Source organism: Mesorhizobium sp. LSHC420B00 (assembly GCF_000503055.1).
Classification (GTDB): Bacteria; Pseudomonadota; Alphaproteobacteria; order Rhizobiales; family Rhizobiaceae; genus Mesorhizobium.
Window position 1 is genome coordinate 237,681 of the sequence record NZ_AYVY01000002.1, and the last position, 21,384, is coordinate 259,064.

Here is a 21,384-nt window from a genome sequence, read left to right on the forward strand (position 1 = left end):
AACCGAAGGTAGCCGCTACGGCCGTTTCGGCCGGCATTAACCTGATTTTCCAGCGTTTGCGAAGCCGGCTTCGTTCACTAGGCTGTCACGAGCGTCGCTTAACCGGGTGTCGATCCGGTACGGAGCGATTCTCATGCGAACGACCTGTCTCATGCGAACGACTTGGCTGAGCCTTCTGCTTTCCGCGGCGCTGGCGGCCTCCCTTGGCCATGCATCGGCAGGCGAAACGCGCGCCAGGCAGATTCTCGACCGGTTCGAGCACGCCAACCAATGGCGCGACCATGTGATGGTGGCCGCGCACCGCGCCGGCGGCATGCAGGCCGGCAAGACGCTCTATCCCGAAAATTCGATCGCCGCCGTCGAGGCGTCGATTGCAATGGGCGCCGAAATCGTCGAGGTCGATATCAGGCGCTCGAAGGACGGACAGTTCGTCGTCATGCATGACAGCTGGCTCGACCGCACCACGAACTGCAAGGGCGAGGTGGTCAAGCGCACGCTGGCCGAACTCAAGACGTGCCGGTTGGTGATCGAAGGCACCGGCGCCTTTACGGGCGAGACAGTCTCGACGTTGCGCGAAATGTTGATGGCGACCAGGGACAGGATCCTCATCAATCTCGACAATAAGCTCGATACCGAAAGCCTCGCCGGCATGGTCGCGGTCGCGCGCGACCTCGGCATGGCCGAACAGGTGATCGTCAAGGAGAACCTGTGGGATGCGGAGAGGATCGCCACGGTTGCGGCCGCCATGGACGCGATCGACGGCGGCTTCCAGTTCATGCCGATCATTGCCGACGATGCGGTTCACGACGCCATGTTTGCCGAAAAAGTCAGCCGGGCGTTCCCGGTGCGGGCGATCGAACTGATCAATTGGCGGGCTGGCGCCGAGACACTGACCGAGACCGGCGGCCCGCTGTTCAGCCCGCGCATGCGCGCGCTGGCGGTGAGGGGTGACTGGCACATCTGGGCCGACACCTATGCCATCGTCAACAAGCCGGGTGGCTTCCTCGCCGGTGGCCGCGGCGACGAGCTGGCGGTCGCGGCCAGCCTGCCGCGCGAGACTTATGGCTTCTGGGTCGAGCGCGGCGCCACCATCATCCAGACCGACGAACCGAAGGCCGCCATCGATTGGCTGGCGGCGAACGGTTTTCGCGTGCCCTATGCCGGCCCGGCCGAGCCGGCGAATACGGCCAGCATTAACTAGGAGCGGCGGTCGCGCTGCCAATCTCCCCCCTTGTGGGGGAGATTGGCTCATCACCGCCTTCGCTAGTCTCCAACACCGGCTGGCGGCACCTCGCGCCTCGTGCGCAGGTCAAGCGGCCATCGCCACGCCCTCTAGCGCCTCGAGCGCATCCTCCGGCAGCGCGAGATCGCCTGCGGCGAGGTTCTCCCTGAGATGCGCAACTGAAGACGTGCCGGGGATCAGAAGAATGTTGGGCGCGCGGCGAAGCAGCCAGGCGAGCGCGACCTGCATGCGCGTGGCGCCGAGGCGTGCGGTGACCTTGGACAAGGTCGACGACTGCAGCGGGTTGAAGCCGCCAAGCGGGAAGAACGGCACATAGGCGATGCCGCCGTGGGCCAGATCGTCGATCAACGCATCGTCGCCCCGATGCGCCAGATTGTACTGGTTCTGCACGCAGACGATCTTGCAAATCCTGCGGCCTTCGGCGATTTGTGCAGCGGTGACGTTGCTCAGCCCGATGTGACGCACAAGGCCCTGTCGCTGAAGCTCGGTAAGCGTTGCAAGCGGGGCCTCGATCGACCCTTCGGCGGGGCCATGCGCGTCGAACATGACTCGAAGGTTGACCACCTCCAGCACGTCGAGCCCGAGATTGCGCAGATTGTCGTGCACCGCCTTGGTCAGCTCGTCGGCCGAGAAGGCCGGCAGCCATGCTCCGTCCCGGCCGCGCCGGGCGCCGATCTTGGTGACGATAACGAGGTCGTCGCGATAGGGTGCGAGCGCTTCGCGGATCAACAAATTGGTGACGTGTGGGCCATAGAAGTCGCTGGTGTCGATGTGATTGACGCCCTGCGCAACGGCTTCGCGCAGCACGGCCAATGCCGCATCGTGGTCCTTTGGTGGGCCGAAGACGCCGGACCCTGCGAGCTGCATGGCGCCGTAGCCGAGCCGTCTGACTTTGCGGTCGCCGAGGATGAATGTGCCGGACTGGTCGACGCTGGACATAGTCTTTCTCCTTCAGGGAATGGTGCACAGATAGACGGTGTCCGATCTCGCGATAATTGGGTACAATTCGCACGGGCTGTGCGGAATGACGAACAATGCAGATTGATCTCGGGGATCTGAACGCCTTCGTGGCCGTAGCGCGCGCCAAAGGTTTTCGGGATGCGGCACGCGCCAGCGGCGGCAGTGCGTCCGGCTTGAGCGAGGCGGTGCGCCGCCTGGAGACGCAGCTCGGTGTCAGGCTGCTCAACCGGACGACGCGCAGCGTCGTCCTGACGGAGGCCGGCCAAGGCTTGCTGGCGCGGCTCGGTCCAGCCTTGACCGAGGTGGAGTCGGCGCTGGACGTGGTGAACGGCTTTCGCGACAGGCCGGCCGGCTCGCTGCGCCTCAATGTGCCGGTCAGCGCGGCGCGACTGGTCCTGCCCAGCATCGTGCCGCGGTTCCTTGCCGCCTATCCCGGTATCCGGCTGGAGGTGATCGCCGAGGAGAGCTTTGTCGACGTGCTGGCGGCCGGCTGCGATGCCGGCATCCGTTACGACGAGCGGCTGGAACAGGACATGATCGCCGTGCCGATCGGGCCGCGCGTGCAGCGCTTCGCCACCGCCGCCAGCCCGGCCTACCTGGATCGTCATGGCCGGCCGCAACACCCGCGCGACCTGCTCGGCCACGCCTGCCTGCGCGGCCGCTTTCCCAGCGGTGCGATAACGCCATGGGAGTTCGAGCGCGACGACGAGGTGGTGCGGGTCGATCCGACGGGGCCACTGATTGTGGGGATCGGCGGAGCAGCCGATTTAGCCGTTGATGCAGCGATCGCCGGCACCGGAATCGTGAAGCTGTTCGAGGACTGGCTTCGCCCGCATTTCGAGAGCGGTGCACTCGAACCCGTCCTCGAACCCTGGTGGCAGAGCTTCTCCGGGCCGTTCCTCTACTATCCCGGCCGGCGCCTCGTACCGGCGCCGCTGCGGGCGTTCGTCGACTTCATCAAGGCATTGCCGATGAACTCTGACATCACGGGCACGGCACAAAGAAAAAGGCCACCCGAAGGCGGCCTTTGAACTCTGTGTAGCTTCGCAGCGCTTAGCGCTTGGAGAACTGGAAGCTCCGGCGGGCCTTCGCCTTGCCGTACTTCTTGCGCTCGACCACGCGGCTGTCACGGGTCAGGAAGCCGCCCTTCTTGAGCACGGCGCGCAGCGCCGGCTCGTAATAGGTCAGCGCCTTGGAGATGCCGTGGCGCACGGCACCGGCCTGGCCGGAGAGGCCGCCGCCGATGACGGTGGCAACGATGTCGTACTGGCCGGCGCGGTTGGCAGCGATGATCGGCTGGTTGAGGATCATCTGCAGAACCGGGCGCGCGAAATATTCGGCGAACACCTTGTCGTTGACGACGATCTTGCCGGAGCCGGGCTTCACCCAGACACGGGCGATGGCGTTCTTGCGCTTGCCGGTGGCATAGGCGCGGCCCGATTTGTCGAGCTTCTGGACATGGACGGGTGCAGCCGGCTGGGTGTTGGTGTTGCCGGTGGCAGTTCCGAGTTCTGCGAGCGAGGAAAGCTCAGCCATCTTACGAAACCTTCTTGTTCTTGGCGTTCAGCTTGGCCACGTCGAGGACGACGGGCTGCTGGGCGACATGCGGATGTTCCGTGCCTGCATAGACGCGGAGATTCTTCATCTGGCGACGGCCGAGCGGGCCGCGCGGGATCATGCGTTCGACGGCCTTCTCAACGACACGCTCGGGAAAGCGGCCCTCGAGCAGCTGCCGCGCGGTGCGTTCCTTGACGCCACCGGGGTGACCGGTGTGCCAGTAATAGACCTTGTCGGTGAACTTCTTGCCGGTGAACACCACCTTGTCGGCATTGATGACGATGACGTTGTCGCCGTCGTCGACATGCGGGGTGAAAGTGGGCTTGTGCTTGCCGCGAAGATGATTGGCGATGACAGTGGCGAGACGGCCGACGACGAGACCCTCGGCGTCGATCAGCACCCACTTCTTCACCACATCCGCAGGCTTCTGCGAAAAGGTTGTCATGGATTGTTGCTTTCGGTTCGGACCTTCAAAAGAAGGCGTTTCTTGTTGCTTGGATTGGCGAAAGGCACTTGCCCGCCGCCAATAACAAAACGGCGGCCTTTGCGGGCCGCTGTTCCGTGAGGGCTTATAGGAGAGAGCGGCGACTACGTCAAGGCGCGTGAAAAGCCATCTCTGGGGTAAAATCAAGCAAAAACAATGATTTGAGCACAAGGTATTATTTTACCACATCTCCAATCCGCTTTGGCGGGATCGAATAGGTGCCCGTTGCGTGCGCTACCGTGTGTCCCTCCGGGCCGGCGACGATGTCGATATCGAACACCATCAGGCTCTTGCCGAGCTTGAGGATGCGGCAATGGCCGTCGATCGGCCCGGCCTCGGCCTTGCGGACAAAATTGATGTTGAGACTGGTGGTGACCGAAAGTGCATCCGGTCCGGCATGCGAGAGCACGCAGACATAACCGCCTATGTCGGCCAGCGTGAACAGCGCCGAACCCGATACGGTGCCGCCGGGACGCAAATGGCGCTCGTCAGCATTGAGCCGCACAACACAGCCGCCTGGAAACACCTCCAACGCCTCGTAGAAGGTGAACTGGTCGTTGAGCTGCGGGAAAACAGTCGCCACAAGCGCGTTGACGTCAGCAGCCGTCAGCACCGGCTTGAGATTGCTTTGAGCAGGCATGGCGGTCTCTCGTTGTGCCTGCCTGTTTGAGCGCAGCGTGCCGTTTCTGGCAACAGCCATTCATTATGGCAGAGGCGGAGTGTTGGACGAAGCGAGACCCGCATACTAGATTAGTCCATCACCGATCCGGAATCGCGGAGGAATGACCCATGGCCGAAATCGTCGCCATCAAGCCTGCCGTTGCTGAAGGGCCGGTCGCCGCCCGGCTGGATAAGGGCGTGTTGCGCCTGACGCTCGCCAATCCGCCGGCCAATGCTCTTTCGCTTTCAGTGATGGCGGCGCTGATGGCGGAACTCGACCGCGCCAAGGCCGACAAGTCCGTCCGCGTCATCGTCCTTGGGGCGGCCGGCAAAGTGTTCTGCGCCGGGCACGACCTCAAGGAGTTAAGCACGCACCGCGCCGATGCCGATCACGGCAGGGCCTTCTTCGAAAAGACGTTTTCCGCCTGCGCTTCACTGATGCAGGCGATCGTTCGCCATCCCAAGCCGGTGATCGCCGAAGTCGACGGCCTGGCGACGGCGGCCGGATTGCAGCTGGTCGCCAGCTGCGATCTCGCCATCGCTTCGCACGAGGCGACCTTCTGCACGCCGGGCGTCAATATTGGACTGTTCTGCTCGACGCCGATGGTGGCGCTGTCGCGCAATGTCTCGCGCAAGCACGCCATGGAGATGCTTTTGACCGGCGAAACGATCGAAGCGGCAACCGCTAAGGAATTCGGCTTGGTCAACCGCGTCGTGCCGCGCGAATATCTGAATCAGATTGTCACCAAATACGCGCAAACCATTGCGTCCAAATCGTCCTTGGTCGTCAAGATCGGCAAGGAAGCCTTTTATGAGCAAGCGGAAATGGGGCTGGCCGAGGCCTATGATTACACCGGGCGCGTCATGGTCGAGAACATGCTGGCGCGCGATGCGGAAGAGGGCATTGGCGCCTTCATTGGCAAACGCAAGCCGGAATGGCCGGAGGAATAGGAGGCGGATATGGAACCGCGCATCTCCATCATCACCATCGCCACCGACGATCTCGACCGCGCCACGCGCTTTTATGAGGCGATGGGCCTGACCCGCCATGCCGGGATCACCGAGGGCGTTGCTTTCTTCCAGATGGGTGGCGCCATCCTTGCCCTGTTTCCGCGCCCAAGCGCCGAGGAGGATTCAGGCGTGACCTTCGGCAACGCGCCGTCGGCCGTCTACCTCGCCTACAACACCCGCTCCGACGCCGAGGTCGATGCAGTGTTGGCGCTGGCCAAGAAGGCCGGCGGCCGTATCGTCAAGCCGGCGCAACGGGCCTTCTGGGGTGGCTGGTACGGCTATTTCGCCGATGCGGACGGGCATGTCTGGGAAGTGGCGCACAATCCGGCTTTTCCGATCGCGGAAGACGGATCGATTTCGCTGCCGGCCTGACGAGGTTCCCCTCTGGCTCATCGCAAGCAACTGACGCGGCTGAAGGCGCCCTATCTGAAACGCATCCTGATCGAGCCCAGCCGGGTCGTCGATTGGGAAAAATATCCCTGGGACCTGCCGATCTTTCACGGCCATGAATTCGAGCTCGAATTCACCACGCCGATCACCATCATCGTCGGCGAGAACGGCACCGGTAAATCGACGCTGCTCGAAGCGATCGGCGCGCTGGCCGGCTACGACGAGGCTGGCGGCGGCAAGGGCTACATGCCGGTCGATCACTCCCGCGCCGTCGACAAGAGCGGCGCAGCGCTGGCGGCGACGTTGCGCGGCCACTGGCTGCCGAAGGTCACCGCCGGCTGGTTCTTTCGCGCCGAATCCTTCTATTCGGTTGCCCGCTATCTAGATCAGGCTGCCATCGACGCCCATGAGGCGCCGCCCGACTTCCTTTCCTGGTCGCATGGCGAGGGTTTCATCAGATTCTTCGAGGAGCGCTGCCGCCGGCAAGGCATTTACATCCTCGACGAGCCCGAAAGCGCCTTGTCGCCGACGCGCCAGATCGAACTTCTCAAGATGCTGCGGCGGATGGACCAGTCCGGCACGGCGCAAGTGATCATGGCGACACATTCGCCGCTGCTGATGGCCTGTCCCGGCGCGCGGCCGTTCCGCATCAGCCGGTCCGGGCTCGACCCGACCGATTTTCACGACACCCATCATTTCCGCGTGATGCGCAATTTTTGCAACGATCCAGATGGTTTTCTCGCCGAAGCGCTGTATGAGGACGAGGCATGAACCACGACGCTTACGACAACGCCTATATCGCCGGCATCCTCAATTCGGTGAAGACCATCGCCATGGTCGGCGCGTCGGCTAATGACGTGCGGCCGAGCTATTTCGTGCTGAAATATCTGCTCGGCAAGGGCTTTTCGGTGTTCCCGATCAATCCCGGCCAGGCCGGCAAGGAGATCCTAGGCCAGATGACCTTTGCCAGGCTCGCCGACGTTCCGGGACCTGTCGACATGGTCGACGTGTTTCGCGCGTCCGCTGCCGTGCCGGGCATTGTCGACGAGGTGCTGCGGCTCGATCCGCTGCCGAAGGTCATCTGGATGCAGCTTGGCATACGCCATGACGAGGCGGCCACACGCGCCGAAGCCGCCGGCATCAAGGTGGTGATGAACCGTTGCCCCAAGATCGAATATGGCAAGCTGTCGGGCGAGATCGGCTGGACCGGCGTCAATTCCGGCGTGCTGTCGTCGAAGAAGCCGCTTATGCGGCCGGGATTCCAGAGTTTCGGCGTTCGCCAGAAGTAGGTTCCCGCATCCCCATCTGGGAGAGCGGGAACCTCATCGTGCCGCCCGCCGATCGCTAGTACCGGGTCCACTGTCCGCCTTCGTACCAGAAGGCGGCCGAGATCCGTCCGCCGCCGTCGACCCACCACAGCTCCATGCTACTCGGGATACGGGAGACCGCGGCAATACCGCCATTGGTCGCGGCGCTGCCGTCCGGCGCGAGCTGATAACGGGTCCACTGTCCGCCCTCGTACCAGAACGCGGCCTCCATCGACCCATTCGGCCCCGTCCACCACACTTCCATACTGCCAGGGATGCGGGAAACTGCGGCAATGCCGCCATTGATCGCGGCGCTGCCGTTCGGCGCGAGCTGATAGCGGGTGGGCTGGCCGCCTTCATACCAGAAGTTGGCTTCGACCGATCCGTGCGGCCCGATCCACCAGAGCTCGAGGCTGTTCGGGATGCGCGACAGCGTGGCGATGGTGCCGCCGACGGCGGCGCTGCCGTCCGGTGAAAGCTGATACCGCGTCCATTGGCCGCCCTCATACCAGAAGGCGACTTCGATCGAGCCGTTGGGCCCGATCCACCAGACCTCCATGCTGTTCGGGATGCGCGAGACGGCTGCGATACTGCCGCCGCGCGCCGCGCTGCCGTCCGGTGCCAGCTGATAACGTGTCCACTGGCCCCCTTCGTACCAGAAGGCCGCCTCGATCGAGCCGTTGGGACCGATCCACCAGACCTCCATGCTGTTCGGGATGCGCGATACCGCTACGATGCCGCCATCGGGAGCGGCGCTGCCGTTCGGCGCCAGCTGATAGCGGGTCGGCTGGCCCCCCTCGTACCAGAAGTTGGCTTCGACCGATCCAGCTGGGCCGATCCACCATTCCTCCATGCTTTGCGGGATACGTGAGACGGCGGCGATGGCGGTGCCAGGCGCGGCACTTCCGTCCGGTGCCAGGCGATAGCGGTTCCAACGGCTACCGTCGTACCAGAAGCCGACCTCGATCGACCCGCTGGGGCTGGCCCACCAGATTTCCATGCTTCCCGGAATGCGGGCCAGCGATGCGATGCCCTTGACGCCGGGCACGTCGCGCAACGTCCCGACGAAGGTGATCCGGAAGATCAGCTCGTAGGTTCCGCCGTCGCCTTCGATGATCATGCGCCGGTCCCTGACGCCGAAATCTATCAGGTCTGCCCCCTCCAGCCTGAGCTCCTGCGTGCCGAGATGGTCGTCGTCGAGCGCGAAGGGGATCGGCAGGTCGATGCCGTTCAACACGCTGCCGATGTCGCTGGTTAGCCGCGCCGCGCGATTGCGCGGGTCGGGGTCACCGAGCGACGCCGTAAGCGAGGCCGCCCCCCTGATGCTCACCAGGTTCCGGTATTGATTTGGCGAGCCGTTGTCCTGCTCCATCAGCGAGACGACAATTGCCACGTCGGCCGGATTCTGGATGGGCTGAGGGGTTCCGTTCGTGCCCCAGAACGGTTGCCCGTTCACGGTGACGGGATGCTCGTCATCGTCGTCCATGTCCTCGAAGATGCCGAAGCTGAAGACCTGGAGGTCCGGCACGGCGGGCAGTCCCGGCGCGGTGGGGCGCATGTTCGCCACGCTCACCAGGACGTAGACTTCGTCGGAAGCCGAAAGCTCGTTGGTCTCGTTGAGGCACTTGATGCTTTGCAGATTGATCAGCAGCGTCATTGAGATACTCCTTGAATAATCGCCTTTGTCCATCAGCGGATGCTTGGGAGTCCCATGGTTGTTGCCATGGTCGGAGGCAGTAAATTGCTGCCGACGCGCAGGCTGACAGAGCCGGACTTACGGATGGCTTATGGAAGAAGGCGGCGGCTTCGCGGGGTGGCGAGCCGGCGAAGCAGGCTTGTGGCGGGGAGCCACGCCGGCCCAATCTTTTGCGAGGCGCAAATCCATTCTCCTCAGCCCGCGATGCCCGCCGGTTGCACCGAAGGAACAAGTCGGCTGGAATTTTTCTCCTTTGCATTCGCGCCAATGATCGGCCAACAATGCCGGCCGTATCAGTGGGCAGGAGAGGAATATCGACATGGTTCAGCGCACGCCCGGGTTCAACACGCTCGCCGTCCATGCCGGCGCCAAGCCGGATCCGGCGACTGGGGCGCGAGCGACGCCGATCTATCAGACGACCTCCTTTGTCTTCGACGATGCCGACCACGCCGCCTCGCTGTTCGGGCTGAAGGCGTTCGGCAACATCTACACCCGCATCATGAACCCGACACAGGCGGTGCTGGAAGAGCGCATCGCGGCACTCGAAGGCGGCACGGCAGGCCTTGCGGTCGCCTCCGGCCATGCCGCGCAGGTGCTGGTCTTCCACAATCTGATGCAGCCCGGCGACAATTTCGTTTCAGCGACAAAGCTTTACGGCGGCTCGATCAACCAGTTCGGCCACGCCTTCAAGAATTTCGGTTGGCAGGTGCGCTGGGCCGACACCAATGACATCTCGACCTTCGAGAGCCAGATCGACGACAGGACCAAGGCGATCTTCATCGAAAGCCTGGCCAATCCGGGCGGCGTCTTCGTCGATATCGAGAAGATCGGCGACATTGCCCGCAAGCACGGCCTGCCGCTGATTGTCGACAACACGCTGGCCTCGCCCTACCTGCTGCGGCCAATCGAGCATGGCGCCGACATCGTCGTGCATTCGCTGACGAAGTTCATCGGCGGCCATGGCAATTCGATCGGCGGCGCCATTGTCGACGGCGGCACGTTCGACTGGTCGAAGTCGGGCAAATATCCGATGCTGTCGGTGCCGCGCCCCGAATATGGCGGCCTCGTCCTGCATGAGACCTTCGGCAATTTCGCCTTCGCCATCGCCGCGCGCGTGCTCGGCCTGCGCGACATCGGCGCGGCGATTTCGCCGTTCAATGCATTCCTTATCCTGACCGGTCTGGAAACCTTGCCGCTCAGGATGCAGCGCCACTGCGACAATGCGGCGGCGGTCGCCGGATGGCTTTCCAACCATCCCAAGGTCGCCTGGGTGTCCTATCCCGGCCTGCCCAGCGACAAGAACAATGCGTTGCAGAAGAAGTACTCGCCGCTGGGCGCCGGCGCGGTGTTCACTTTCGGGCTGAAGGGCGGCTACGCGGCGGGCATCAAGTTCGTCGAGGCGCTCGAGCTGTTCTCGCACCTGGCCAATGTCGGCGACACCAAGTCGCTGGTCATCCACCCGGCATCGACCACGCATCGCCAGCTTTCCGACGAGCAGAAGATCAATGCCGGGGCAGGGCCGGACACGGTCAGGCTTTCGGTCGGCATCGAGGACGTCAACGACATCGTCGCCGATCTGGAACAGGCTCTCGCCAAGGTCTGATCGCCATGACCACGCCGAGATTTCTTTCCGTCGGCGTCGACACCGTCGCACCGGAACTTGGCGCACCCGCGCCGGATCGCCTGATTTCGGGCGATCCGAAATTCCGCACCTGGAATGTCGAGGAACAGGACGGCGGCCTCTATGCCGGCACTTGGGAAGCGACGCCAGGCAAATGGCGCATCGAATATGATGAATGGGAGTTCTGCCACATCCTGTCAGGGGTTTCGGTGATCGCCGAAGACGGCGGCAAGGCGCGCACCGTCAAAGCCGGCGATAGTTTCGTGCTGAGGCCGGGCTTCAAGGGGAGCTGGGAAGTGCTTGAAACGACTCGCAAGGAGTATGTGATCAAGCTTTGATCGCCTGTCGGCTGAGCCTATCGGATCGAATCCTCAAAAGCCCACGGCGAGCGTTTCCAGCCCATGGAAATGATAGCTGTCGCGAAAGCGTGGTTGTTCGGCAAGATGCAGCTGCGGCAGGCGTTCGAACAAGGTTTTCAGCGACACCTGCAATTCGAGCCGGGCGAGCGGCGCGCCGATGCAGAAATGAATGCCGGCGCCGAACGACAGGTTTTTCTGGTCGGCGCGGTCCGGCCTGAAGGCGAGGGGCTCGGTAAAGGCGACGGGATCGCGATTGGCCATGCCGAGCAGCAGACCGATCGTCTCGCCAGGGCCTACGATGATCCCAGGCCCAGCCTCGACCTCCTGATAGGCATAACGCGTGAACATGTGCAGCGGCGCGTCGAAGCGCAGGCACTCTTCGACCGTCGCGGCTGTTGCTTCCGGTGAGGCGAAGAAGCGGCGCGGGTCGCCGCCTTGCGCAAGGATCGAGCGCACCGCATTGCCGGTCTGGTGGACGGTTGCTTCATGGCCGGCATTGAGCAACAGGATCGCCGACGATACCAGCTCGTCCTCCGACAGTTTCTGGCCATCCTCCTGTGCCGCAATCAGCAGCGACAGAAGATCCTCGCCCGGCCTCTTTCGCCGCTCGGCGACGTAGCCGCGCAAAAAATTCGAAAAGTCGCGCGCGGCGCGATTGGCCGTGTCCTCCGTCTCGCGGGTGCGGCCATGCATGTACATGGCGACCATCCGATGCGACCAGTCGAGCAGCTGCGGACCCATGTCGACCCGTACGCCGAGCATCTCGGCAATGATGGTGATCGGCAAGGGAGCTGCGAACGCCGGCAGCAGGTCGACTTCCCCTGGTTCGAAACGGTCGATCAGTTCGTTGGCCAGCGCCTCGACGCGCGGCCTGAGCCGCTCGACCTGGCGCGAGACGAAGGCCCGGTTGACCAGCGTTCTGAGCCGTGTGTGGACGGGCGGTTCCAGCTCCAGCATCGAATTGGCCTCGATGCCGTCGAAGGCGCTGAGATGCGTGCGATCCTGGCCGATGCCCCGGCTGTCCGGAATGCCGGCCGGGTTCTGCCGGCCGAAGCGGCGATCGCGCAGCAGACGGTTGACGTCGTCGAAGCCGCCAAAGCACCAGAAACCAAATTCTTCCCAGAAGATGGCGCTCGATGCACCGTGCAGGTAAGCGTAGGCTTCGTAAGGGTCCTGAAAAAAAGCCGGCTCGTGCGGATCGAGCCGCAGTCGGCGGGTGGCTGGATCAAAGGCAAGGTAGGGCGGCTTCAATTCGGTCATGCCAGACCATTAGCGCATGACCCCGAAAACCGGAATCGGTTTTCGGAAAGGATCATGCGCAGATTCAAAGTGTTGGAGCGTCCTTTGCGCGTCGAAGGACGCGCGGCGCTCCAAGGCTTGCCAGTCTGGTGCCAGACCGTATGTTGGCCCTCCCGTGAGGTGAGCCACCAAAGCGGTTGTGGAAGGACGGTTTTCATGAATGTGATCGTGGTCGGTGCAGGCATTGCCGGGCTTTCCACGGCGTGGTCGCTGGTCAAGGCCGGTCACCTCGTCTCGATCGTCGAGCAGGGACCGATCCCCAATCCGCTCGCCGCCTCCGGCGACCACCATCGCATCATTCGCCGCGCCTATCGGGCCAGGACGGGCTACGGCCGGCTGATCACCAACGCCTATGAAGCCTGGGACGAAATGTGGGCCGATCTCGGCGAAAGCCATCTCGATCCGCGCGGCTTCATCTGTATTTCGCGCGAGCCGGGAGATGAGGCCGAGGAATACCGCGAAGGCATGGAAGCCGGGAACTACCCGTTCGAATTGTTCGAACCGGACGCCGCGGTCGACCGCTGGCCGTTCCTAGAACCCGGTTCATTCCGCTATGCATATTTTTCACCGGACGGTGGCGCCTTGCACTGCCGCAAGATCGCCTCGGGCCTCACCAGATGGCTGCGCGCGAACGGCGCCAATGTCTACGAAAACAGCAAGGTGGTCGAGATCGACGCCGACGCCGGACATGTCGTGCTTGCGAGGGGCGAAACGATGCAGGCCGACCGGATCGTCGTCGCCGCCGGCGCCTGGGTGCTAAAACTGTTCCCGGAGCTGGATGGCGAGCTGAAAACCTGGCGCACCGCGCTCGCCTATGTCGAACCGCCAGTGGACCTGAAGGCAGCCTGGCAGGCAGCACCGGTTGTGCTCGACGTCGGTGGCTCCGTCGACGGCTACGTGATCCCGCCCTCCGGCGGCGCCGGCATGAAGTTCGGCTCAGGCCTGCACCGAGTACCGACCAGCGATGCCGACTGGAACCGTCAACCGGTACCGGGCGAGGGTGAGGCGATCCGCAATCTGTTTTCGCCGCCGATTGCCCGTATCGAGGAGTACAAGGTCACCGAAGTGGTCACCTGCGCCTACACCTTCACCGCCGACGAGAAATTTCTGGCCCACCAGAAAGGCAGATGCCTGGTCGTCTCGGCCTGCTCCGGCCACGGCTACAAGTTCGGCGCGGCAGTTGGCAGAAGGGTTGCGGCCTGCGTCGGCAATGGCGATGTCGACGGCCTGAAGAAATGGCTCAGGGCCGAGGCGGCCTGAGCGCCTAGTATCGGCAATGCCTCGGAATATGCACGCGCCGCCAGCTGGATGAGCCCTCCCTGACCACCACGCGGCGCGCCACGGTCTGATAAGACGCTGGAATGTCGATGATGCGCCGTTGCTCCGGCCGCACCAGCACCTCTTCGGCGACGCTCTCGTATTCGGCGGGGAGGACAACGCGCCGCCGGCGTTCCGGCTCAACCACGACGATCTCGGCCACACGTTCATAGCGCGCCTTGTGCCTGACCTTGCACAGGACCTTGCGGCCATTGATGATGCGCCATTCCCAGGAATAGCCGCCGTCGTCGACCCTCATGGACCGGTAGATGGTGCGGGTGATGGCGGGCACGATCTCGTAGCTGACGCGCGCCGGCGCGATCTGCACCACGCGCTCGCGCGTCCCGTAGATTGGCGCCTCGTATTCCACCTGCTGGCCGGCCGGACTGACGAGCACGTTCTCATAGACCGTGTCGTAGACGGCCGGCCGGTTGACCTTCTCGTGGCATTCAACCGCGCGTCCGCCGGCCGCCGTTTCGGATGCCATGCCGAGTACGGCGATGCCGGTAAGGGCCAAGGAAGCAGTTTTCCTGATCATCGCACTCCCCCTGTTTGAACTGCGTGAAGCGGGTTCAACGTTGGATTGTAGGGCAAGCCGCGGCTGGAAAAAGCGGTTTCACCGCTTTTCGTTAAGCGATGCGGTTAAGAAACTGCTAAACAACGGCCAAGCATGAGCGTCCCTTCCGGCGGCGGGAGAGGGCTGCCGGCACGGGCGACGGGCGAAACTTGGTTTGGAAACCTTGATTCGACTTAACCGGATGGCTAGGAGAGGCGGCCTTGCGCTAGGGTGAGCCGGCATCCTATTTACACAATAACGATCCAGAACCGATTCTGCCCGATTGCAAATCTCCGGCGCCGGAATCCCATCCTCAAAAAGGGATAGTCCATGAAGAACCCCGTCGAAACCTACATGAACCTCGTTCCGATGGTGGTCGAACAGACCAATCGCGGCGAGCGGGCCTATGACATTTTCTCGCGGCTCCTCAAGGAGCGCATCATTTTCATCACCGGCCCGGTCGAGGACGGCATGGCGACGCTGGTCTGCGCGCAGCTGCTGTTCCTCGAGGCGGAGAATCCGAAGAAGGAAATCAACCTTTATATCAACTCGCCCGGCGGCGTCGTCACCTCCGGCATGGCGATCTACGACACCATGCAGTTCATCAAGCCTGCCGTGTCGACCCTGTGCATCGGCCAGGCCGCATCGATGGGATCGCTGCTCTTGACGGCGGGCCACAAGGACATGCGCTTTGCGACGCCGAACGCCCGCATCATGGTCCACCAGCCGTCCGGCGGCTTCCAGGGCCAGGCCTCCGATATCGAGCGCCATGCCCAGGACATCATCAAGCTGAAGCGCCGCCTCAACGAGGTTTACGTCAAGCACACCGGCAAGAGCTACGATGAGATTGAAAAAACGCTCGACCGTGACCATTTCATGACTGCCGACGAGGCCAGGGATTTCGGCCTCATCGACAAGGTCATTTCGTCACGTGAGCCGGTCGAAGGTATTGCCTTATAGGCACGCGGTGGCCCCGCGGTGGCAGTGAGTGGCGGGATCACGCGCTTTTGGCGCAGCTTGCGGCATTTCGGCCACAATTGGCTGTTCCCTCGACGGGTGCAATTGCCTACGTTAAGGCTATGTTGATTTTCGACGGCTTAGCTTTGCGTGGGGTTGTTCGAATCATTGCCCCGTTTTCCGATTTGTGTTTCGTACGGAATGCGTTGCGGGAGCCGGGGCACTGGCGGCGGCGGATTCCCGCGATAGATTGAATATGCGCCCTTTCAACCAGACCATCGGCGGGCGGCCATGAAAGGACATGAAAATGAGCAAGGTCGGCAACAACAGCGGTGATTCCAAGAACACGCTTTATTGCTCGTTTTGCGGCAAAAGCCAGCATGAAGTGCGCAAGCTGATCGCCGGGCCGACGGTGTTCATCTGCGACGAATGCGTCGAACTGTGCATGGACATCATCCGCGAGGAGAACAAGACCTCGATGGTGAAGTCGCGCGAGGGCGTGCCGACCCCGCAGGAAATCCTCAAGGTTCTCGACGACTACGTCATCGGCCAGCCCTACGCCAAGCGTGTGCTATCGGTGGCCGTCCACAACCACTACAAGCGCCTCGCCCATGCCGGCAAGAACAACGACGTCGAGCTGGCGAAGTCGAACATCCTGCTGATCGGCCCTACCGGTTGCGGCAAGACGCTGCTGGCGCAGACGCTGGCCCGCATCATCGACGTTCCCTTCACCATGGCTGACGCGACGACGCTGACCGAGGCCGGCTATGTCGGCGAGGACGTCGAGAACATCATCCTGAAGCTGTTGCAGTCGGCCGACTACAATGTCGAGCGAGCCCAGCGCGGCATTGTCTATATCGACGAGATCGACAAGATCTCGCGCAAGTCGGACAATCCCTCGATCACCCGCGATGTGTCGGGCGAGGGCGTGCAGCAGGCACTGTTGAAGATCATGGAAGGCACTGTCGCCTCCGTGCCGCCGCAGGGCGGCCGGAAGCATCCGCAGCAGGAATTCCTGCAGGTCGACACCGCCAACATCCTGTTCATCTGCGGCGGCGCTTTCGCCGGCCTGGACAAGATCATCTCGGATCGTGGCAGGAAGACCTCGATCGGTTTCGGCGCCATCGTCGCTTCGCCCGAGGATCGCCGCACCGGCGATGTTTTCCGCCTGGTCGAGCCTGAGGATCTCTTGAAGTTCGGCCTCATTCCCGAGTTCGTCGGCCGTCTGCCTGTCCTGGCGACGCTGGAGGACCTCGACGAGCCGGCACTGATCCAGATCCTGACCGAGCCGAAGAACGCGCTGGTCAAGCAGTATCAGCGGCTGTTCGAGATGGAGAATGTTGACCTGACCTTCCACGAGAACGCGCTGTCGGCGATCGCCAAGCGCGCCATCGAGCGCAAGACCGGCGCGCGCGGCCTGCGTTCGATCATGGAAGCGATCCTGCTCGACACCATGTTCGAGCTGCCGGCGCTGGAAGGCGTGCNGAGGTGGTGTCAGGCAACGCCAGGCCGCTCTACATCTATTCCGAGCAGAAGGAAAAGAAGGGCAACGTCAGCGCCTGACGTGAGCCGGCAATGGATTTTTCTGAAACGGCGCCGCGGGGCGCCGTTTTGCTGTCGCACACCGCGTACGGCGCCGCGTAATGGCTGCGGATTGGAGGGACGGACCGTGTTGACCCTTGATCTTTACCCCCTGTGCCTCCAACTAATGGCAGAAGGCCGTGGTGCCGAATTCTGTGCTGTAAAACTCCCGTCACAAACGGTGGTAGGCGGAACGATTCCCGGTCGTTAATATGAGATTCGCGGTTGGCCGATTGGCGGCCGCGACATGAAAGGTTGGACAATGGCCAAATTATCCAAGGCTCCCAGCGACGGCGTCTTCGCAGTCCTCCCACTGCGCGACATCGTGGTGTTCCCGCACATGATCGTTCCGCTCTTCGTCGGGCGTGAAAAGTCGATCAAGGCGCTGGAAGAAGTGATGGGTCAGGAAAAGCAGATCCTGCTTGCGACCCAGATGAATGCCGCCGACGACGATCCGGAGCCCGATGCCATCTTTGACATCGGCACGCTCGCCAATGTGCTGCAATTGCTGAAACTGCCGGACGGCACCGTGAAGGTGCTGGTCGAAGGCGCCTCGCGCGCGAAAATCGTCGCGTTCACCGACCGTCCCGACTTCCATGAGGCCCGTGCTGCGGCGCTGGTCGAACCGGAAGAGGAAGAGGTCGAGGTCGAGGCGCTGGCTCGTTCCGTCGTCACCGACTTCGAGAACTACGTCAAGCTGAACAAGAAGATCTCGCCCGAAGTGGTGGGTGCCGCCAGCCAGATCGACGACTATTCCAAGCTCGCCGACACGGTCGCCTCGCATCTTGCCATTAAGATCCCCGAGAAGCAGGAGATGCTCGCCACGCTTTCCGTCAAGGAACGGCTGGAGAAGGCGATGGGCTTCATGGAAGCCGAAATCTCGGTGCTCCAGGTCGAGAAGCGCATCCGCTCGCGCGTCAAGCGCCAGATGGAGAAGACGCAGCGCGAATACTACCTCAACGAGCAGATGAAGGCGATCCAGAAGGAGCTCGGCGAAGGCGAGGACGGCCGCGACGAGGCCGCCGAGATCGAGGCGCGCATCAAGAAGACCAAGCTCTCCAAGGAGGCCCGCGAAAAGGCGGAAGCCGAACTGAAGAAGCTGCGGACGATGTCGCCGATGTCGGCTGAATCGACCGTCGTGCGCAACTATCTCGACTGGCTGCTGTCGATCCCGTGGGGCAGGAACTCCAAGGTCAAGCAGGATCTGGCCTTTGCCCAGAACGTGCTCGATACGGATCATTTCGGCCTCGACAAGGTCAAGGACCGCATCGTCGAATACCTCGCCGTGCAGAGCCGCCAGAAGAAGCTGAAGGGGCCGATCCTGTGCCTCGTCGGACCTCCCGGCGTCGGCAAGACCTCGCTCGGCAAGTCGATCGCCAAGGCGACCGGTCGTGAGTTCATCCGCATGGCGCTGGGCGGCGTGCGCGACGAGGCCGAGATCCGTGGTCACCGCCGCACCTATATCGGCTCGATGCCCGGCAAGGTCATCCAGTCGATGAAGAAGGCGAAGAAATCCAACCCGCTCTTCCTGCTCGACGAGATCGACAAGATGGGCCAGGATTTCCGCGGCGATCCGTCATCGGCTTTGCTCGAGGTGCTCGATCCCGAGCAGAACTCGACGTTCATGGACCATTACCTCGAGGTCGAATACGACCTGTCGAGCGTGATGTTCGTGACGACGGCGAACACGCTGAACATCCCTGCGCCCTTGATGGACCGCATGGAGATCATCCGTATCGCCGGTTACACCGAGGACGAGAAGATCGAAATCGCCAAGCGTCACCTGATGCCCAAGGTGATCCGCGACCACGCGTTGCAGCCGAAGGAGTTCTCCGTCGGCGAGGACGCGATCCGCGGCATCATCCAGACCTACACCCGTGAAGCGGGCGTCAGGAGCCTGGAGCGCGAGCTGATGAAGCTCGGGCGCAAGGCGGTGACCGAGATCCTGAAGACGAAGAAGAAGACGATCAACATCACGGCGGACAATCTTGCCGATTACCTTGGTGTTCCGCGCTTCCGCTTCGGCCAGGTCGAGAGCGACGATCAGGTCGGCGTGGTCACCGGGCTCGCCTGGACGGAAGTCGGCGGCGAGCTGTTGACGGTGGAAGGCGTCATGATGCCCGGCAAGGGCCGCATGACGGTGACCGGCAATCTGCGCGACGTGATGAAGGAATCGATCTCGGCGGCGGCCTCTTACGTCCGCTCGCGGGCCATCGATTTCGGCGTCGAGCCGCCGCTGTTCGACAAGCGCGATATCCACGTGCACGTGCCAGAAGGCGCAACGCCTAAGGACGGACCGTCGGCTGGCGTGGCGATGGCGACGGCGATCGTCTCGGTGTTGACCGGTATCCCGGTCAAGGCCGATGTGGCGATGACCGGCGAGATCACGCTGCGCGGCAGGGTGCTGCCGATCGGCGGCCTTAAGGAAAAGCTGCTTGCCGCACTGCGCGGCGGCATCAAGAAGGTGCTGATCCCGGAAGAGAACGCCAAGGATCTGGCGGAGATTCCGGAGAACGTGAAGAGCGGCATGGAGATCATTCCGGTCTCACGCGTTGGCGAAGTGTTGCGCCATGCGCTGGTGCGCATGCCGGAACCGATCCAGTGGGTCGAACCCGTCAATGCGCCGGCCGTGGTCGATGTCGGAGACGAGGCTGGTAAATCGCTGGCGCATTAGTTCTTGCTAAAGTTGCAATGCACAAAGAGAGAGCCGGGCCTTGAGCCCGGCTTTTTCATGTGAAGAACCCCGGATTTCCGGGCTTTTTTCGACTTTCTTGGCGCTTTTCGACTTGGTTGGCGGAGCGCTTCTTTCTAAAGTCCGTTTCCTGCCGGATGAGTCGAGTGTTCCGGTTTTCTCATGGAAGGGAATTTTTATGAACAAGAACGAACTGGTGTCCGCTGTCGCCGATGCCGCGAGTATTTCGAAGGGTGACGCGCAGTCGGCGGTTGATGCGGTGTTTTCCGTCATCACCGGCGAACTGAAAAAGGGCGGCGATGTCCGGCTTGTCGGCTTCGGAAATTTCACCGTGTCAAAACGCGCCGCGTCGACCGGCCGCAATCCGCAGACCGGTGCGGAAGTGAAGATCCCGGCGCGCACCGTGCCGAAGTTCTCGGCCGGCAAGGGCCTCAAGGACGCGGTCAACTAAGCGCCTCCTTAAGTCTTTCAGAGAAAAGAAAAGCCGGCATATCCGGTTTTTCTTTTCTGTGCCCGCGGTGTCGTTGGAAAAGGCGGCGCTATGCCGTCGGCGCATCCGTGCGCATCAAGCCTTCTGTCTTGAGATCGGCCCACAGCGCTGATGGCAGCTTCGCGTCGAGCAGCGAGCGATTGCTTTCGACTTCGCCCGGCCGCTGGCCACCCGGGATTACCGACACGACCGAAGGATGCAACAGCGGGAACTGCAGCGCCGCCTCGATCAGGCGCACGCCGTGGCGCTTGCAGACGGCCTCGATGCGGGTGACGCGGTCCATGATATCCTGCGGCGCTTCCGAATAATTGTAGTAGGCGCCGGGCTTCGGCCCGGTTGCCAGAATGCCGGAATTGTACGGCCCGCCGAGAACGATGCCGATGCCGCGTTGCTGGCATAGAGGCAGGAAAGACTGCAGCGCCTCCTGCTCCAGCAGCGTATAGCGCCCGGCAAGCAGAAACAGGTCGAAATCGCCGCGCTCGGCCAGCGTCTGGGCAACCGGCCACTCATTGATGCCGCCGCCGAACGCCTTGATTACGCCCTGGTCGCGCAGTGCCAGCAATCCATAGTAGCCGGAGCTCATGAATTCCTGGATGCGCTGGTCCGAGGCTTCCTTGCTGCCATGAGTGAAGATATCGACATCGTGCACGAAGAGGATGTCTATGCGGTCGACGCCGAGCCGTTCCAGCGAGGCTTCGAACGAGCGCATGATGCCGTCATAGCTGTAGTCGTAGACCTCGCGGCGCGACGGCGTGTCGAAGAACTTGCCGATGCCGGTGCGCTGTTCCGGCGGGCAGGCGCGCATGATGCGCCCGACCTTGCTCGACAGCACGTAGTCGTCGCGCCTCTTCGAACGCAGGAACGGATTAAGCCGCGTTTCTGCGAGGCCGAGCCCATAGAGCGGTGCTGTGTCGTAGTAGCGGCAGCCGACCCGCCATGCCGCCTCCAGCGTGGCATTGGCATCCTCATCGGACACGGCGCGATAGAGATTGCCGAGCGGCGCGGTGCCGAAGCCGAGCTCGGTGAAGTTGATGCCGCCATTGCCGATGCGGTCGAAATGCCGTGTCTTCATATGCTGTCGTTTCCTCATTTACGATTTGCCGTGACACTATCACGGCTGTAGCGCATCAAAAGCACTGCGTGTCGTTGGACACCAATTTTCGCGGTGATAGCATGAATGAAAACAAGCTGTTCGGGGCAAATG

At 62.6% G+C, this 21,384-nt stretch carries 20 protein-coding genes and 1 pseudogene; 13 read left to right on the forward strand and 8 right to left on the reverse strand.

Going from position 1 to position 21,384, the window contains the following annotated elements:
* Window positions 1-151: 151 nt before the first annotated feature.
* Entirely contained in the window at window positions 152-1,201 is a 1,050-nt protein-coding gene (locus tag X760_RS44950) for a glycerophosphodiester phosphodiesterase family protein (RefSeq protein ID WP_023717313.1), read from the forward strand.
* A 108-nt stretch (window positions 1,202-1,309) separates the two neighbouring features.
* Here X760_RS44950 and X760_RS44955 read toward each other — a convergent pair whose 3' ends face one another.
* The gene (locus tag X760_RS44955) at window positions 1,310-2,182 is read right to left on the reverse strand and encodes an aldo/keto reductase family oxidoreductase (RefSeq protein ID WP_023717314.1); all 873 of its coding nucleotides are present in this window, start codon (window positions 2,180-2,182) and stop codon (window positions 1,310-1,312) included.
* Between the two features lie 95 nt (window positions 2,183-2,277).
* On the opposite strand from X760_RS44955, the gene X760_RS44960 reads away from it, so the two are divergent.
* A complete protein-coding gene (locus tag X760_RS44960) occupies window positions 2,278-3,234 on the forward strand; it encodes a LysR family transcriptional regulator (protein ID WP_023717315.1) in 957 nt (318 codons plus the stop codon).
* Window positions 3,235-3,256: 22 nt separating this feature from the next.
* Here the strand turns inward: X760_RS44960 and rpsI are convergent, their stop codons facing one another.
* The 3 genes from rpsI to X760_RS44975 all read right to left on the reverse strand — a co-directional run bounded on the left by rpsI (window position 3,257) and on the right by X760_RS44975 (window position 4,884).
* Window positions 3,257-3,739, reverse strand: a complete 483-nt coding sequence (gene rpsI / locus X760_RS44965; protein WP_023717316.1) for a 30S ribosomal protein S9 — start codon at window positions 3,737-3,739, stop codon at window positions 3,257-3,259.
* 1 nt (window position 3,740) lies between these two features.
* Window positions 3,741-4,205, reverse strand: coding sequence for a 50S ribosomal protein L13 (gene rplM, locus X760_RS44970; RefSeq protein ID WP_023717317.1), 465 nt, complete (start codon window positions 4,203-4,205; stop codon window positions 3,741-3,743).
* 214 nt (window positions 4,206-4,419) lie between these two features.
* Window positions 4,420-4,884 carry a PaaI family thioesterase gene (locus X760_RS44975; RefSeq protein WP_023717318.1) on the reverse strand — a complete coding sequence of 155 codons (465 nt, stop codon included), beginning with the start codon at window positions 4,882-4,884 and terminating at the stop codon, window positions 4,420-4,422.
* Window positions 4,885-5,033: 149 nt separating this feature from the next.
* Between X760_RS44975 and X760_RS44980 the strand changes: the two genes are divergently transcribed.
* From X760_RS44980 to X760_RS44995, 4 genes are read left to right on the forward strand one after another with little or no spacing between them, the layout of a single operon-like run.
* The gene (locus X760_RS44980) at window positions 5,034-5,855 is read left to right on the forward strand and encodes an enoyl-CoA hydratase (RefSeq protein ID WP_023717319.1); all 822 of its coding nucleotides are present in this window, start codon (window positions 5,034-5,036) and stop codon (window positions 5,853-5,855) included.
* Between the two features lie 9 nt (window positions 5,856-5,864).
* The gene (locus tag X760_RS44985; protein ID WP_023717320.1) at window positions 5,865-6,287 is read left to right on the forward strand and encodes a VOC family protein; all 423 of its coding nucleotides are present in this window, start codon (window positions 5,865-5,867) and stop codon (window positions 6,285-6,287) included.
* Between the two features lie 12 nt (window positions 6,288-6,299).
* A complete protein-coding gene (locus tag X760_RS44990; protein WP_023717321.1) occupies window positions 6,300-7,076 on the forward strand; it encodes an AAA family ATPase in 777 nt (258 codons plus the stop codon).
* Window positions 7,073-7,594 (forward strand): CoA-binding protein, encoded by a 522-nt coding sequence (locus X760_RS44995; RefSeq protein ID WP_023717322.1) that lies wholly within the window; start codon window positions 7,073-7,075, stop codon window positions 7,592-7,594. The genes X760_RS44990 and X760_RS44995 overlap by 4 nt, the downstream gene beginning before the upstream one ends.
* A 55-nt stretch (window positions 7,595-7,649) precedes the next feature.
* On the opposite strand, the gene X760_RS77125 is transcribed toward X760_RS44995, so the two are convergent.
* Entirely contained in the window at window positions 7,650-9,269 is a 1,620-nt protein-coding gene (locus tag X760_RS77125) for a hypothetical protein (RefSeq protein ID WP_023717323.1), read from the reverse strand.
* Between the two features lie 358 nt (window positions 9,270-9,627).
* Here X760_RS77125 and X760_RS45000 point away from each other — a divergent pair, with 358 nt between their 5' ends.
* Window positions 9,628-10,911 carry an O-acetylhomoserine aminocarboxypropyltransferase gene (locus X760_RS45000; RefSeq protein ID WP_023717324.1) on the forward strand — a complete coding sequence of 428 codons (1,284 nt, stop codon included), beginning with the start codon at window positions 9,628-9,630 and terminating at the stop codon, window positions 10,909-10,911.
* A gap of 5 nt (window positions 10,912-10,916) precedes the next feature.
* Entirely contained in the window at window positions 10,917-11,267 is a 351-nt protein-coding gene (locus X760_RS45005; protein ID WP_023717325.1) for a cupin domain-containing protein, read from the forward strand.
* A 33-nt stretch (window positions 11,268-11,300) separates the two neighbouring features.
* Here the strand turns inward: X760_RS45005 and X760_RS45010 are convergent, their stop codons facing one another.
* Window positions 11,301-12,548 carry a cytochrome P450 gene (locus X760_RS45010; protein WP_023717326.1) on the reverse strand — a complete coding sequence of 416 codons (1,248 nt, stop codon included), beginning with the start codon at window positions 12,546-12,548 and terminating at the stop codon, window positions 11,301-11,303.
* Window positions 12,549-12,743: 195 nt separating this feature from the next.
* Here X760_RS45010 and X760_RS45015 point away from each other — a divergent pair, with 195 nt between their 5' ends.
* On the forward strand, window positions 12,744-13,847 hold the full coding sequence (locus X760_RS45015) for an FAD-binding oxidoreductase (RefSeq protein ID WP_023717327.1): 1,104 nt from the start codon (window positions 12,744-12,746) through the stop codon (window positions 13,845-13,847).
* A 4-nt stretch (window positions 13,848-13,851) separates the two neighbouring features.
* Here the strand turns inward: X760_RS45015 and X760_RS45020 are convergent, their stop codons facing one another.
* Window positions 13,852-14,442, reverse strand: a complete 591-nt coding sequence (locus tag X760_RS45020; protein ID WP_023717328.1) for a hypothetical protein — start codon at window positions 14,440-14,442, stop codon at window positions 13,852-13,854.
* A 348-nt stretch (window positions 14,443-14,790) separates the two neighbouring features.
* Between X760_RS45020 and X760_RS45025 the strand changes: the two genes are divergently transcribed.
* The 4 genes and pseudogenes from X760_RS45025 to X760_RS45040 all read left to right on the forward strand — a co-directional run bounded on the left by X760_RS45025 (window position 14,791) and on the right by X760_RS45040 (window position 20,141).
* Window positions 14,791-15,420, forward strand: coding sequence for an ATP-dependent Clp protease proteolytic subunit (locus X760_RS45025; protein WP_023674655.1), 630 nt, complete (start codon window positions 14,791-14,793; stop codon window positions 15,418-15,420).
* Between the two features lie 304 nt (window positions 15,421-15,724).
* Window positions 15,725-16,980: pseudogene (gene clpX, locus X760_RS45030) on the forward strand (ATP-dependent Clp protease ATP-binding subunit ClpX).
* 280 nt (window positions 16,981-17,260) lie between these two features.
* Window positions 17,261-19,672: an endopeptidase La gene (gene lon, locus X760_RS45035; RefSeq protein ID WP_023674656.1), complete on the forward strand. Its 2,412-nt coding sequence runs from the start codon at window positions 17,261-17,263 to the stop codon at window positions 19,670-19,672.
* 196 nt (window positions 19,673-19,868) lie between these two features.
* Entirely contained in the window at window positions 19,869-20,141 is a 273-nt protein-coding gene (locus X760_RS45040; protein ID WP_006201846.1) for an HU family DNA-binding protein, read from the forward strand.
* A gap of 88 nt (window positions 20,142-20,229) precedes the next feature.
* On the opposite strand, the gene X760_RS45045 is transcribed toward X760_RS45040, so the two are convergent.
* Entirely contained in the window at window positions 20,230-21,252 is a 1,023-nt protein-coding gene (locus X760_RS45045) for an aldo/keto reductase (RefSeq protein ID WP_023717329.1), read from the reverse strand.
* Window positions 21,253-21,384 lie beyond the last annotated feature (132 nt).